The organism is Streptomyces sp. NPDC032745, assembly GCF_055579465.1.
In genome coordinates this window covers 285432-299968 of the sequence record NZ_JBVING010000008.1, presented here as the reverse complement: position 1 = coordinate 299968, position 14537 = coordinate 285432, and the positions used below count along the sequence as shown (strand labels likewise).

Genomic DNA, 14537 nt, shown 5'->3' with positions numbered 1-14537 from the left:
CAGAACAAAGAGGTACAGATGAACAGACGGACAAGGCTGATCCGGTACGGCCTCTTCACCTTGGTCGCGGCGCTCATGACCGCGCTCTTACCGCCGGCGGTGGCGGGTGCCGCGGACCCCTGCGGCCCCGGCACCAACGCGATCGTGTGCGAGAACTCCAAACCGGGCACGCCGATGTCCGACTGGTTCGCGCCCAGCGCCTACGGCGACATCAAGGGTTTCAGCGCCCAGATGAGCGTCCAGGCCGGCGACACCGTGCAGTTCAAGGTGCAGTCGTCGACCCCGTACCACGTCTCGGTATACCGGCTGGGCTACTACGGGGGCAACGGGGCCCGCCTGCTGTCGACCGGGGCACAGGCGGCCCAGACCTACCCGGCGAACTTCCTGCCGGGCGGCAACCCCCGCAGCTGCACCACCAAGCCCGCCACCGGCCTGGTCGACTGCGGCAACTGGCCCGTCACCGCGACGTGGACCGTGCCGTCCGATGCCGTGTCCGGCCTGTACATCGCCAACTTCGACCAGGCGGACGGCAACGGGGTCATGCCGTACCCGTTCGTCGTCCGCAACGACTCCAGCCACTCGGACATCGTCGTCCAGACCAGCGACCAGACCTGGCAGGCGTACAACGACTACGGCGGCCAGGACCTCTACGGAGGTGGCGGTCCCGCCCCCGACGGCCGGGCCTACGAGGTCAGCTACAACCGGCCCATGGACATCGGCGGCGAGAACGGCATCTACGGCTCCGAGTACCAGATGCTCTCCTGGCTGGAACGCAACGGCTACGACGTCAGCTACGTCTCCGGCATCGACATGTCGACCCGAGGCGCGGCCCCGCTGCAGAACCACCGGGTCTTCCTGTCCTCCGGGCACGACGAGTACTGGACGCAGGACCAGTTCACCAACGCCCTCACCGCCCGCCGGGCCGGGGTGAACCAGACCTACTTCAGCGGCAACGAGGTCTTCTGGAAGACCCGGCTGGCCCCCAGCAACGACGGCACCAACACCGCCAACCGGACCCTGGTCTGCTACAAGGAGACCAAGCTCTCCTTCCCCCAGCCCAACGGCATCCCCGACCCGAGCGGGATCTGGACCGGCACCTTCATGGACCCGGCCAGCTCCGCCAACGGACGGCCCTACCAGCCGCAGAACCAGCTGACCGGCTCGCTGTTCAGCGTGAACGGCTACCGCAGCGACGCCATCACCGTCCCGGGCTCCTTCGCCAGGATGAGGCTGTGGCGCAACACCACCGTCGCCGCCCTCACCCCCTCCCAGACCGCCACCTTCCCCGTCGGCACCCTCGGGTACGAATGGGACAGCGACGTGGAGGACGCGGCCCGCCCGCCCGGCCAGATCCAGCTGTCGTCCACCACCGTGGACATCAACGACGGCAAACTGCGCCTCGACTACGGCAACACCTACGGCAACGGCACCGCCACCCATAGTCTGGTCGCCTTCCGCGACCAGACTTCGCACGCCCTGGTCTTCGGCGCGGGCACGGTGCAGTGGTCCTGGGGCCTGACCAACATGCCGACGGGCAACCCCGACGACGCGGTGGTCACCGAGGACAAGCGGATGCAACAGGCGACGGTGAACGTCTTCGCCGACATGGGCGTCCAGCCCAAGTCCCTGCAGAGCAACCTCGTCGCGGCGACCGCCTCCACGGACACCACCGGCCCGGCCATCACGGTGGCCAGCCCGGCGCCCAATGCCACGGTGCCCGCGCTGCGGCCGGTGACCATCACGGGGACCGCGACCGACAGCGGCGGCGTCGTCGCCCGCGTGGAGGTCTCCACCGACGGCGGCACCACCTGGAAGGCGACCACCGGGGTCGGCTCCTGGAGCTACAAGTGGACCCCGACCGCCCCCGGCGCCGTACAGCTCAAGGTCCGTGCGGTGGACGACAGCGTCAACATCGGCGCCACCACCACCGTGCCGCTCACCGTCGGCCCCCAGCAGTGCCCCTGCACCGTCTGGCCGGCCGCCGCCGTACCGGGCACGGTCAACGCCGGCGACGGCAGCGCCGTCGAACTCGGGGTGAAGATCCGCTCCTCGGCGCCCGGCTCCATCACGGGCGTCCGCTTCTACAAGTCCCCGGCCAACACCGGGACCCACACCGGCAGTCTGTGGAGCAGCACCGGCCAGCGCCTGGCCACCGGCACCTTCACCAACGAGACCGCGTCCGGCTGGCAGCAGCTGAACTTCTCCTCGCCGGTCCCGGTCAAGGCCAACACCACCTACATCGCCTCCTACTTCGCCCCCCACGGCGGGTACTCCTTCGACAACACCTTCGCCACCGCCGACGCGGGGCTCGCCCCGCTCACCGCGCTGCGCAGCGGTACCGACGGGGGCAACGGCGTGTACCGCTACAGCGCCACGGGCGGGTTCCCCTCCACGGCCGCGTCCGGCAGCAACTACTGGGTCGACGCGGTCCTGGACACCTCCACCGCGAGCACCACACCGCCCTCCGTCACCTCCACCACCCCGCAGTCCGCGGCCGTCGGCACCGCGATCACCGCGCAGCTGGGGGCCACGTTCAGCGAGGGCATCGACGCCGACACCCTCGCCTTCACCCTCAAGGACGCCGGCGGGGCCACCGTCCCCGGCAACAAGGTCCTCGGCGCATCCAACAGCGCCACCTTCACCCCGTCGACCGAACTCGGGCTGAACACCACGTACACGGCCTCCGTGCAGGCGGCCGACCTGTGGGGCAACAGCATGGCGGCACCCGTCACCTGGACTTTCACCACCAGCACCACCCCACCCACGGTCAACTGCCCCTGCACCCTGTGGGGTTCCTCCACCGTACCCAGCACCCCAAGCGTCACCGACGACACCAACTCCGTCGAGCTGGGCACCCGCTTCCAGTCCGCGGTCAGCGGCTACGTCACCGGCATCACCTTCTACAAGGGCCCCGGGAACACCGGCACGCACACCGGCAGCCTGTGGTCGTCCACCGGGACGCTCCTCGCCACCGGCACCTTCGGCAGCGAGACCCTCTCGGGCTGGCAGCAGCTCCACTTCGCCACCCCGGTACCCATCACCGCGGGCACCAGCTACGTGGCCTCCTACCACGCGCCGAACGGCAAGTACGCCGTGGACGGCGGCTACTTCGCGGCCGCGCACCGTTCCTACCCGCTGGTCGCCCCGGCCGACGGCAGCGGTGGCGCCAACGGCGTCTACAAGTACGGTGCTTCCGCCGCCTTCCCCACCAACACCTACGGTTCCGTGAACTACTGGGTCGGCCCGGTGTTCACCACCACGGCGCCGGCCGGCCTCGCGACGGACGGCTCCACGGAGGTGTCCGGCCAGTGAGCACCGTCAGCGTGGTGATCCCCTGCTACAAGTACGGCCATTTCCTGGCCGACTGCGTCAAGAGCGTCCTGGACGAGCAGCCGGGCGTCGACGTACGGGTCCTGATCATCGACGACGCCTCGCCCGACGACTCCGCGGACGTCGCGCGCGCCCTCGCGGCCGCCGACGCCCGCATCGAGGTCCGGGTCCACGAGCGCAACCAGGGCCACATCGCCACCTACAACGAGGGTCTGCTCGAGTGGGCCGACGGGGACTACGTCGCCCTGCTCTCGGCCGACGACCGGCTGGTCCCCGGGGCCCTGGCGCGCGCCGCGGCGCTGCTCGACGCCCACCCCGAAGCCGGCTTCGCCTACGGCAGGCCGCTCAGGTTCCGGCACGGCGGACCACTGCCCGCGGCCCGCACCCGGAGCACCGGTTCGGTGGTCTACCCCGGACGGTGGTGGCTGGAGCGGCGCTTCCGGGAGGGCACCGGCTGCATCACCTCGCCCGAGGTGGTCGTCCGCACCAGCCTCCAGCGCAAGGTCGGAGGCTACGACCCGGACCTCCCGCACGCCGGCGACATCGAGATGTGGATGCGGCTCGCGGCGCACGCCGACGTGGGCTACGTCCGCGGGGCCGACCAGGCCTTCTACCGCGTCCACGGCAACAACATGTCCACCACGGACTTCGGCGGACAGCTGGACGACCTGCGCCAGCGACTCGTCGCCTTCGACTCGGTGCTGGACAAGTGCGCCGGCCTGCTGCCGGAGGCCGGCCGGCTGTCCGCCCTGGCGCGGACCCGGCTCGCCCGGTACGCGCTGCGGCGCGCCTACCGCGCGTACGACCGGGGACGCACCGCGGTGGTGCCCGTCGAGGAGCTGGAGGCCTTCGCCGCCGAGTGCCTGCCGCAGTACACCTCGCTCGCCGAGTACCGGGCGCTGCGCCGGCGCCGGCGGATCGGGGCCCGCGCGATGCCGTACCTCCAGCCGCTGGTGCTCTCGGCCGTCGCCGACCGGGGGCGCGAGTGGCTCTGGTGGCAGTCCTGGAAACGCCGAGGGATTTGATGAACCAGCAGTACCGACAGCGCCGACTGCACCAACGCCCCGTCCTCGGGGCACCACCGGCCCGGCGGCCCGCTTCCTCAGCGGGCCGCCGCGGCGGCGGGCATCCGGCTCTCGGCCTCGGTCCCGGCCTCGTTCTCCGGACCGGTGTCGGCGCGTTCGCGCCGGCGCCGGTTCCGGCGCGTCATGACCTGATCGGTCCACAGGGCGGCGGTCACGGCGCAGACCCCGGCCAGCAGCACCGTCCCGGCCAGCCCGCGGCTCTTGGTCCCGGTCTGCGCCACTGCCGTGGGCGGTACGAGGAGCGTCACGCTCATCCGAGCCGGTTCCGGGATCTGCTGCTCGGCCTGCATGTCCGTGAGGTGCTTCGTATAGGCCTCGACGACCTTGAGCACGGCCAGGTTGGCGGCGGCGGGTTCCGTGTGCTCCGCCTGCACCTGGAGCGAGGGGATCAGATAGCGGGGCGTGACGCTGGTTCCGCTGTTGCGCGGGATCAGCCGGTACGTGCCCGCCACCCCCGCGGCATGCAACTCGGCCGCCCCGGCCGGAGATTCCAGCTGCTGGACCGCCGCGTACGACACTGCGGCGAGCGGCGGCTGGAGATTGGCGAGCTGGTTCGGCTGGCTGCCGGTCACCGGCGGCTTGAGCACGACGATCGCCGAGCTCACATAGGTCCGGGTGGGGCGGAGCACCTGCAGGGCCCCGGCGCCCGCGAGCACCGCCACCAGGAGCAGGACGTACCAGCGGCGGCGAAGCGTGCGGAACAACTCACCAGGCGACACAGGATTCCTTCCGTCGCGTTCGATCTTTCCAGGACGCGGGTCGGCCCGCCATCGGTTCCGGCAGGCGCAAAGGAGTGTTCGTGAGCATCGGTGAAATAGCCGCGGTGCTGCGGCGCCGCTGGTACGTGATGGTGCCCCTCACACTGATCGGACTCCTCGCGGGGCTGCACCTGTACCGGTCGGTGCCCGTGGCGTACCAGTCGCAGAGCTCGGTGGCGCTGCTCGACTCCACGGCGGTGGCCGAACTGGCCCCTGCCTTCGGCAACCCCATCTCGAACGCGGGCGGTTCCCTGGTCGTCACCGCGGACGTGCTGATCAGGACCCTGTCCGGGGCCGACGCCGCGCGCGACCTGCACGGCCTCGGCGTGACCGACCCGTACACGGTCGGCTTCGCCGCGAACACCTCGGGCCCGATGCTCAGCCTGACCGTCACGGGCACCGACCGGGCGAAGGTGCTCAAGGAGACCAGTACGCTCACCACCTTCGCCGGCGAGCAGCTCAACGCCCTCCAGGCAGCGGCCAAGGTGCAGCCCGCGTACTTCGTCCAGACGGCGCCGGTGGTGCTGCCGCAGACCCCCAAACCCCAGCTCAAGAGCCGCTACCAGCAGGTGCTGGGTGTCGTCATCGCGTCCGTCACCGCCGGCTTCACGCTCTCCTTCGTGACGGAGACCCTGCTGGTGGCCCGCCGCCGCAGGCGCCGGCGCAAGTCCGTGGCCGGGGCGGGCGGGCCCGCCGCGCGCGTGCGCCGCAGGCCCCGGGCCCGGCAGCTGGACGCCGTCGCGCTGCTCACCGGCTATCTGGCGCTGGCCGTATTCATCCCCTCGAACCTGACGCTGCCGGGGATGGGCGGGGTGGGCACCCCGGCCAACGTGTTCGCGCTGCTGGGCCTGTTCTGGTATCTGGCCGCCTGGATCACCGGCCGCATCCGGCCGGCCCCGGGCACCCGGCTGCCCCGGGTCGTGATGTGCCTGCTGGCCGTGTCGGTGCTGGCCTCGTACCTCGCGAACGCGACGCGCGGCAGTTCCCAGAAAGAGGTCCTCGCGGCGGACCGCGGCCTGATCGGGCTGCTCGTGTGGGTGTCCCTGATGGTGCTGGTCTCGGCGGGGATCCAGGACCGGGCGCGCCTGGACGTACTGCTGCGCCGGGCCGTGGTGATGGGGGCGGTGGTGGCCGCGATCGGCTACTACGACTTCTTCACCGCGACCAACATCGCCGACAAGATCAGCATCCCGGGGCTCCAGTCGGCCGTCGGCCAGATCACCACCCTGGACCGCGGCTCCTTCACCCGGCCGCGCTCCACCACGGCACAGCCCCTGGAGTTCGGCGGGATGCTCGCCATCCTGCTGCCCTTCGCCGTGCAGCAGGCCTTCGATCCGGTGCGGCGGCACCTGAGCGCCTGGCGCCGCTGGGGGCCCGTGGTGCTGATGGGGGGCGCCCTGCCGCTCACGGTGTCGCGGACCTCCATCATCGGGGTGCTCATCGTGGTCCTGGTGATGATGCTCCGCTGGAAGCCGCAGCGCAGGTGGACCGCGATCGGCCTGCTGCTGGGCTCGGTGCCCTGCTTCAAGGTGATCGTCCCGGGACTGATCGGCACCATCACCACCCTGTTCGGGTCCTTCCTGACGAACTCCGACAGCAGCACCCAGGCGCGCACCGTCAAGTACAGTGCGATCGCCCCCTACCTCGACGAACGCCCCCTGTTCGGGCGGGGCTTCGGCACCTTCCTGCCCGAGCTGTTCTTCTTCACGGACAACCAGTACATGCTGACGCTGGCCGAGATGGGCTTCCTGGGGCTGATCGCGCTCCTGGCCCTCTTCTTCACCGGCATCCACCAGGGCGGTGCCATCCGCAGGCTGGCCCGTACCGAATCCGACCGTGAGCTCGGGCAGGCCTTCTTCGCCTCGGCCCTGGTCTCCCTGGTGATCAGCGCCACCTTCGACGCCCTCAGCTTCCCGATGTTCGCCGGGATGTTCTTCCTGACGATCGCCGCCGGAGGCAGCTACCTCGGCTTCATCCGGCGCGAGGCGCCGAAGCCCCGAACCGTGGAGTCCCCGTGCCCGGTCCCGTCCGACCCGTCCGACCTGTCCGTCCCGTCAGCTCCGGCGGTCCCGTCGGCCCCCTAGACCCCGTTGCCGTTCTCGTCGTCACCTGGAACAGCGCCGGGGTGCTCCCGGAGTTCCTCGACTCGCTGCCGGAGGGCATGGCCGGGTTGGACTGGCGCCTGGTCGTCGCCGACAACGACTCGGCCGACGGCACCGTGGATCTGGTCCGTTCGCTGGCCCCGGACGCGACCGTCGTCCAGACCGGCCGCAACGCCGGATACGCGGCAGGGGTCAACGCCGCCCTCGAGGCCGCCGCCGCGTGGGACGGCGGCTTCCGCGCCGCCCTGGTGTGCAATCCGGACATCCGGATGCGGCGCGGCTGCGCCAAGGTGCTCGTGGACGCGATCGAGGCACCGCCGGCCGAGGGCGGCAGGGTCGGTATCAGCGTGCCGCTGCTGTACGAGGAGGACGGCCGCACCCTCGTACACTCGCTCCGCCGGGAGCCGAGCGTGACCCGCGCCCTCGGCGAGGCCGTCATCGGCAACCGCCGGGCCGGGCGCTTCCCCCGCCTGAGTGAACTGGTCACGGACCCCGCCGCGTACGAGCGGCCCACTCACGCGGACTGGGCGACCGGAGCCCTGATGGCTCTCTCTGCGCCCTGCCTGGCCGCCTGCGGCCCATGGGACGAGTCCTTCTTCCTCTACTCCGAGGAGACCGAATACTGCCTGCGTGCACGGGACCGGGGTTTCGGCACCCGACTCGAGCCGGCCGCCGAAGCCGTACACCTCGGCGGCGACTCCCGGATCTCCCCCCGGCTCTGGACCCTGCTCACCCTCAACCGCGTCCGTCTGTACCGGCGTCGGCACGGTGCCCTCGCCACTGCCGCCTTCCGTGCCGCCGTCCTGCTCCGGGAGACCTCGCGAGCCGTGCTCGGTCGCCCGGCCAGCCGCGCGGCCGCGGCCGCACTCGCCCGGCCGGGCGCCCTTCGCGCTACGCCGGGGCCCTGACCGTAGTCAAAGGCCGCGCGGATCGGTGCGCGGCGCGTCATCGGATCGGGTTGTTCAGCGAGCGGGCTCCGCTCGTACGGCTATGAGCGACTTTGTGGCACCGAGCACCCGCTCGCTGAGCAGCGCCGATCCGGGGAACAGATAGCGCATTTCGGTGCGGGTCAGCAGCTCGATGTTGATCACCGCGTTCATCCCCGACTCCGGGCTGTCGGGGCGGCTGTGGACCAGCGGCCAGTGCCGCACCAGACGCGCCCTGGCGGCCAGAGGCAGGAACTGGAAGCCGGGCGCCACGAAGTGCGGCTCGACCGGGAAGTAGCGGTACGGCGTCTGGATCCAGTGCAGTGGCGCCAGTTGCTCGACGGCCGAGACGAATTTCCGGCGCTGGATGTGGCCGCCCACGTGCTCGATGGTCGAGTTGGAGAACACCAGGTCGTAGCCGCCTTGGGTGCTGAGTTCGGCGGCGACCACCGGGTCGGTGACGTCGGCGATCTCCGCGGTGATCCAGTCGGGCAGTTCGGCGGGATGTTCCTCCAGATTGATCAGGTGGACGTGCTTGGCGCGCACCGGTGCGCGCAGCCACATTTCGGCCGTGCCGCCCAGGTCCACGACGCGCATGTTCTCGATGCCGGGGAAGCAGCGTCGAAACCGCTCCCAGCGGGCGGTGCGCATGCGTTCGCCCAGTGAGCCGGGCGCATCGACGAATTTGTTCCTCAGGGCTCGGGATCGGGGCATCGGATCAACCACCTGTGGTCGGAGCGGATAAGGAGCGAGCCTCAACTGGGCTGTCCCCATTGCGTGTAGAAGCTGGCCGGGTTCATCAGGTACCGCACGGTGGGGTGCGGCAGATGGAGTACCCGGTGCCGGCGGCCGTACCGGCGGATCAGCTCCCAGTCCTCGCGGGGCAGCACCTCCGGTGTCCGGCGCAGACGGCTGAAGTGCAGGGAGCGATTTCGTCGGGCGACAAAGGCGTTGGTGTCCAGGAAGGCCTCGCGGGCGGAGCGACGCCGGTCGTAGGGCACCGACAGGACGTCCCTCTCACTGCCGTCGGGAAGGACGCGGCGCAGTGCCGTGTAGACGCCGTCGGGCCCGTCGGGGGACTCCAGGGCCGCCAACGTCCGTTCCAGGTGGTCGGGTTCCCAGAGGTTGTCGTCGTCCAGGAACGCCACGTACCGCGAGCGGGTGAGACGGATGCCCACGTTGCGCACGACGCCCGCCACGCCGGTGTTGCGCTCCAGCGAGACGGCGAACAGCCGCGGGTCGTCGTGGAGTTCGGGCAGTCCGGCGCCGTCGTCGACCACGATCACGACCTGGTCGCGGACGGTCTGGTCCAGGGCCGAGCGTACCGCGGCACGCAGCGCCTCGGGACGTCGGTGGGTGGCGATCACCGTGGCGACGAGCGCGGAGGGCGGCGACGGCAGGGCGGCGGCCAGCCGTCGGGTCTCGGCGTCCTCGATCCGGCGCAGCCGCACTGCGGTTCGGGCCAGCAGGACCTTGTTCCTGGCCTCGAAGAGAACCAGCCAGCCGAACAACGCCTTGAGCAGCGTCCACGGCGCCCGTGCGACACGGCGCGTCACGACGCCGGTCACGGGGCCGGCTCCGGCTGGATCGGGCGGCCGTCGGACATCCGGTTGTTCCGCCACACGTTTTCGGCGCCGCTGTGGTTCCAGTGGGCGACCACGCCGTATCCGCCGGAGGCGGGGTGGAACTCCGTCGAGAAGACGTTGTCGGTGACCTTGATCCCGTTGGCGCCGGTACTACCGCCGTAGAGGGCGTACGCGCCGCCGGCCACCCAGTTGTTGTCCACGGTGACGTTGCGGACCACCCCGGTGTCCGCGAACAGGCCGATGCCGCCCGAGGCGCCCTGCCCCAGGCCGGTCGGGTTCAGCAGGGTGTTGTGGCGGATGATCAGGTTCCCGGTGTTGCCGCCGCCGCTGATCACCGCGTTGGTGTGCTGCCACTCGCCGCTCAGGTTGATGAACGGGACGATGTCGTGCACGTAGTTGTCGTGGATGTTGCCCTGCCCCATGGACAGGGCGTCGCCGAACACCGAGACGTCGCACCAACCGACCTCGACGGAGCTGCCCCCCATGTTCGACACCGCGTAGTCCACGCCGCCGTTGTCCGGCCCCTTGCCGGACACGGCTGTGATGGTGGAGTGCAGGACCCGCAGGCCACTGAAGCCGGGGCGCAGATTGATGCCCCACCAGTTGTCAGAAGTGATCTTGGTGTCGATGACGGTGACGTCGTTCGCGTAGATGTCGAGCGAGCCGGTGATGTCCCACCCCTGGATGACGAGACCGTCGGTACGGACGGCCATGTTCCCGGTCTTGTGGGGCGTGAGGGGGATCCGCGGACCGGTGGTGCCGGCGTCGGGGAAGCCGCAGGCGCCGGGAGAGGCGCAAGCGGCCTTGGCCGCGGGTGTGTCGGACGCACTGCCGGCGCCCCCGGTCGCGGTGGGCTTCCCCGGCGGGGACGGAGAGGCGGCGGGGCGACCGGACGCCTGGCCGGCTGCGGTCGACGCACCGGCGCTCGGTGGTGCCGAGGACCCGCTCGCAGGGCAGGACGGCGCGTCGTCCGGGCAGTCCGGCAGCGCGGACCGGTCCGATCCGGAGCAGGCCACGCCCAGGAGTGTCAGTAAGGCCGCGAGCAGCATTCCCGCGAACGAGTTTCGGCTGATGCGCCGTGACATCAGGCTCACCTCAGGTCCTGTTGGGTGGGTCGAACAGGTGCGGACGACCGGTGCCGGCCGCGGTGGTGCCGGTCGCCGCGTCCGACGCCGCGCAGGAAGTCGCGGCTGGGCAGTACGCACACCGTGTAGCCGGCCAGGGCGATCGTGCCGATGGCCAGGAGCGCCAGCCGGCCGTCACCGAACCTGTGCTCCAGGCCCAGGACGATCGCGGCCATCACCGCCCCGCCGAGGAAGGGCCACGCGCAGGCCCTGGCGATCGAGCCGACACCGATGCCCCCACGGCTGAGGGCGTACAGGAACACGGGCACCACCATGCCGCCGGCGACCAGGACATGGGCCTGTGAGACTCCGACAATGCCGTTCAGGCGGGCGGCGACGAGGAGCACCGGTACCAGGGCTGCCAGCCACAGGCCCTGTACCAGGAAGAGGGAACGGCGCTGTCCGATCGCGACCAGACAATCGTAGGAGAGCTCGCAGCCGATGCGGATCAGGCCGAGGGCCATCAGCCAGGGCAGTGCCGCGGCGGCGGGACCCCACTGGCTCCCGTAGACCAATTGGATGACCGGCCCCGCCAGGCAGGCCAGCAGGACGCACAGCGGGACGGTGCCGGTGATCAGTACGCCCAGAGCACGGCTGTAGCCCTGCGCGAGCGCCTGCGGCGAGTCGGCCAGGCGGGAGAAGCCGGCGAAGGAGACCCGGCGGGCAGCCTCGGAGATGATCCTCACGGGCCAGCCGGAGATGTTGAAGGCGAGCACGTAGAAGCCCAGAGACACGTTGCCCAGCGTCGCGCCCACCACCATGGTGTCGACGTTGACCACCGCGAGGGCCAGCATGCTCGCCCCCGCCAGCGGAAGCCCGAATCTGAGCAGCGCCCGCGCCTGCCCGGGGTCCCAGCCGAACTTCAGGGTGCCCGGTGCAGCCAGCCAGCAGCCGAACAGCGTCACGACGTTCCCCGCCACGGCTCCCCAGGCGAAGCTCATCGCGCCCCAGCCCTCGAAGGCCAGCAGCAGCGTCACCGAGGTACTCAGCACGAAGTTGAGCGCGTCGATGATCATCCGCTTGCCCTGGGCGAACTCACGGGTCAGGAAGCCGCCGGGCACCTGTGCCACCCCGTCGATCACCACGCACAGGCACATCACCCGCAGTACGCCCGCGGCGTCCGGCGAGCCGAGCAGGCCGGCCACCGTCGGTGCCGCCGCGAACAGCGCCACGTACAGCAGACCGCTCGAGAGGGTGCTGAGGGTCAGTACGGTCGGCGCGAACCGCCGTGCGTCCCCTTCCCAGCGCACGATGGCCAGGCCCACGCCCAGCTCGTTCGCGGACAGCAGGACCAGCAGTACGGTCTGGGCGATCCCGTACACGCCCCATTCCGCGGGGCCCAGGGCGAAGCGTGCCAGCACGATGCCGGTCGCGAAGTTGCCCAGGCGCATGACGACGGTATTGATCAGGCTCCAGCGGGCAGCCGAACGGACCTTCCGGCCGAGGGAAGGAGGAGCGGGGAGCGCGGGCGCGGGAGGAGCGGGGGCGTCGCTCGGCTCACCGGTCTCACTGTCCGGTGCGCGGGCGGTGTCCATGTGTCGACTCCTCGTCGAGCGGCTCGGCGGCGGGCGCCACGGGCATGACGGGCATGACGGGCTGTGGTGCCTCGGGATCTGCGGCCGGCCCGTCCTCACCGGACCGCGACCAGCTGGGCGGCCGCCGGAAGGCGAGCGTCCCTTCCGCGGCCGGTTCCCCTGGCGCGGGGATGGAGGCGGTCGTCACCTCCTCCGGCGCGGAGCCCTGGGCCTCCGGCCGGGGCGCCGGCCGGGGCTCGGGCTTGTGCGACCTCTTGCGCGCCTCCACGTAAAAGGCGGCGACCATGCTGAGCACCAAGCCCAGGCCCCCGGCCATGACGAGGTACTGAAGCCTGGTCTTGGTCTCGGCCACCGGCTCCTGCGGCGGCACGATGGTCGCCATGCGGATCATGGCGTCCGGGGCGACCTTCTGCTTCGCCTGGAACTCGGTCAGCTGCTTCTCGGCGTAGGCGGTGAGCTTCCGGTCCGACTCCAGGACGCGGTCCGGGTCGCTTCCGCTGACGGTGAGCCACATGAACGGGCCCAGGGCATTGTCGGCGATCTTCGCCTCGGGGGTTCCGGTGACGCCCTGGGCCTTGAGGTCGGCCCGGGAGTCGTCGGAGTTGAGGTTGCGCGCCAGGCCGTCGGCCATGCCGGTCAGCGAGGCCTGGGTGCTCAGGAAGGGGTTGCCGTCGAAGGCCACCGTGGCCTTCTTCGAGTTCAGGAGCGTCACCGTGCTCTGTGACCGGTACTCCACCGGGACCAGCACGTACACGCCTGCGATGAGCGCGGCCGTGAGCAGCAGCCCGGGCAGCAGCACGTACCAGCGCCTGCACATGACCCGCCAGATCTCCGCGAGATCCATGGTCTTCCCCCTCGCGGCGGCGCCGTGTCCTCCACGCGCCGCCGCTCATTCATTTCGGTGATTACGGTTCTTGCGTTCTTGCGTTGTTGCGTTCTTACGGTGTTGCCCGGTGGCTCTGCTTCGGACCGGCGCCCGCGCTACCGGGCCAGGTCGGTGGGCCGCAGCCGGGTCCTCACGGTTCCGCCGTCCAGCAGGACCCCGGCGATGCGCTCGCTCGCGCGGCCGTCCCAGAGCCCGGGGCACCGCGCCGCGGGCGGATCGTCGAGCACCCGGTGCACCGTCGCCGTGATGCGGTCCGGGTCGGTGCCCGCCAGTACGTTGGTGCCCTCCTCGACGGTGATCGGCCGCTCGGTGTTCTCCCGCAGCGTCACGCAGGGCACCCCGAGGGCGGTCGTCTCCTCCTGGACGCCCCCGGAGTCGGTCAGCACCACCCGGGCGGCGTCCTGCAGGGCGATGAAGTCCAGGTATCCGGCGGCCGGGACCATCCGGATCCCGCCGGGGACTCCGATCCCGGCCAGCCGCTCCGCCGCCCGCGGGTGCACGGGCAGCAGCAGCGGGCAGCGGTCGGCGATCTCTCCCAGCGCCTTCAGCAGGCCGCGCAGCGCCCCGGGGTCGTCCACGTTGGCCGGCCGGTGCAGGGTGACCAGGCCGTACCCGCCCCGGGTGAGTCCGTACCGGTCCAGGACGTCCGAGGCGCGGGCCCGGTCCAGGTTGGCGAAGAGGGTGTCGATCATGACGTTGCCGACGACGTGGATCTGGTCCTCCCGGTACCCCTCCGACCGCAGGTTCGCGGCCGCATCGGGAGAAGGAGCCAGCAGGTAGTCACTGACGCGGTCGGTGGCGACCCGGTTGACCTCCTCCGGCATGCCCCAGTCCCGGCTGCGAAGTCCGGCCTCCACATGGGCCAGCAGCGGGCCGGCCTTCGCGGTGACCAGGGCGCAGGCCAGTGTGGAGTTGATGTCGCCGACCACCACCACGACGTCCGGGGCCAGTTCGTCGACCAGCGGCTCGAAGGCCGCCATCACCCGGCCGGTCTGCTGGGCGTGGGTACCGGACCCGGCGCCCAGGTACCGGTCGGGGGGACGGATGCCGAGGTCGCGGAAGAACACGTCGTTCATGGACTCGTCGTAGTGCTGGCCGGTGTGGACGAGGATCACCTCGGCGCCGCGGCGCTCCAGTGCGTCCATCACCGGTTTGATCTTCATGTAGTTGGGCCGTGCTCCGGCCACGCAGATGATCCTGGGCAT

Annotated in this window: 11 protein-coding genes; 4 read left to right on the top strand and 7 right to left on the bottom strand. The window is 71.0% G+C overall.

The features are described from left to right. Positions 1-18: 18 nt before the first annotated feature. Positions 19-3312: a DUF4082 domain-containing protein gene (locus tag ACZ5WG_RS22500; RefSeq protein WP_468725389.1), complete on the top strand. Its 3294-nt coding sequence runs from the start codon at positions 19-21 to the stop codon at positions 3310-3312. Further along, entirely contained in the window at positions 3309-4355 is a 1047-nt protein-coding gene (locus tag ACZ5WG_RS22495; protein WP_468725388.1) for a glycosyltransferase, read from the top strand. Before ACZ5WG_RS22500 ends, ACZ5WG_RS22495 begins: the two co-directional genes overlap by 4 nt. Before the next feature lie 77 nt (positions 4356-4432). On the opposite strand, the gene ACZ5WG_RS22490 is transcribed toward ACZ5WG_RS22495, so the two are convergent. Then, positions 4433-5119, bottom strand: a complete 687-nt coding sequence (locus ACZ5WG_RS22490) for a hypothetical protein (RefSeq protein ID WP_468725386.1) — start codon at positions 5117-5119, stop codon at positions 4433-4435. 95 nt (positions 5120-5214) lie between these two features. Here ACZ5WG_RS22490 and ACZ5WG_RS22485 point away from each other — a divergent pair, with 95 nt between their 5' ends. Together ACZ5WG_RS22485 and ACZ5WG_RS22480 are read left to right on the top strand one after the other, a co-directional pair. Next, positions 5215-7257, top strand: a complete 2043-nt coding sequence (locus tag ACZ5WG_RS22485) for an O-antigen ligase family protein (protein WP_468725385.1) — start codon at positions 5215-5217, stop codon at positions 7255-7257. Continuing rightward, positions 7188-8183, top strand: coding sequence for a glycosyltransferase (locus ACZ5WG_RS22480; RefSeq protein ID WP_468725383.1), 996 nt, complete (start codon positions 7188-7190; stop codon positions 8181-8183). Before ACZ5WG_RS22485 ends, ACZ5WG_RS22480 begins: the two co-directional genes overlap by 70 nt. 54 nt (positions 8184-8237) lie before the next feature. Here the strand turns inward: ACZ5WG_RS22480 and ACZ5WG_RS22475 are convergent, their stop codons facing one another. The 6 genes from ACZ5WG_RS22475 to wecB all read right to left on the bottom strand — a co-directional run bounded on the left by ACZ5WG_RS22475 (position 8238) and on the right by wecB (position 14537). Next, a complete protein-coding gene (locus ACZ5WG_RS22475) occupies positions 8238-8915 on the bottom strand; it encodes a class I SAM-dependent methyltransferase (RefSeq protein WP_468725382.1) in 678 nt (225 codons plus the stop codon). Between the two features lie 41 nt (positions 8916-8956). Further along, positions 8957-9769, bottom strand: a complete 813-nt coding sequence (locus ACZ5WG_RS22470) for a glycosyltransferase family 2 protein (RefSeq protein WP_468725380.1) — start codon at positions 9767-9769, stop codon at positions 8957-8959. Further along, positions 9766-10872 (bottom strand): right-handed parallel beta-helix repeat-containing protein, encoded by a 1107-nt coding sequence (locus ACZ5WG_RS22465; protein WP_468725379.1) that lies wholly within the window; start codon positions 10870-10872, stop codon positions 9766-9768. The genes ACZ5WG_RS22470 and ACZ5WG_RS22465 overlap by 4 nt, the downstream gene beginning before the upstream one ends. Positions 10873-10877: 5 nt before the next feature. After that, positions 10878-12446, bottom strand: coding sequence for a lipopolysaccharide biosynthesis protein (locus ACZ5WG_RS22460; protein ID WP_468725378.1), 1569 nt, complete (start codon positions 12444-12446; stop codon positions 10878-10880). After that, positions 12418-13290, bottom strand: a complete 873-nt coding sequence (locus ACZ5WG_RS22455) for a YveK family protein (protein ID WP_468725377.1) — start codon at positions 13288-13290, stop codon at positions 12418-12420. The genes ACZ5WG_RS22460 and ACZ5WG_RS22455 overlap by 29 nt, the downstream gene beginning before the upstream one ends. A 137-nt stretch (positions 13291-13427) precedes the next feature. After that, positions 13428-14537, bottom strand: coding sequence for a non-hydrolyzing UDP-N-acetylglucosamine 2-epimerase (wecB, locus tag ACZ5WG_RS22450; protein ID WP_468725375.1), 1110 nt, complete (start codon positions 14535-14537; stop codon positions 13428-13430).

Excerpts from the sequence above, each read along its gene's own strand:
- ACZ5WG_RS22500 (WP_468725389.1), top strand. The coding sequence starts at position 19 with ATGAACAGACGGACAAGGCTGATCCGGTACGGCCTCTTCACCTTGGTC.
- ACZ5WG_RS22475 (WP_468725382.1), bottom strand. The coding sequence starts at position 8,915 with ATGCCCCGATCCCGAGCCCTGAGGAACAAATTCGTCGATGCGCCCGGC.
- ACZ5WG_RS22465 (WP_468725379.1), bottom strand. The coding sequence starts at position 10,872 with ATGTCACGGCGCATCAGCCGAAACTCGTTCGCGGGAATGCTGCTCGCG.
- ACZ5WG_RS22460 (WP_468725378.1), bottom strand. The coding sequence starts at position 12,446 with ATGGACACCGCCCGCGCACCGGACAGTGAGACCGGTGAGCCGAGCGAC.
- ACZ5WG_RS22455 (WP_468725377.1), bottom strand. The coding sequence starts at position 13,290 with ATGGATCTCGCGGAGATCTGGCGGGTCATGTGCAGGCGCTGGTACGTG.
- wecB (WP_468725375.1), bottom strand. The coding sequence starts at position 14,537 with ATGCCCAGGATCATCTGCGTGGCCGGAGCACGGCCCAACTACATGAAG.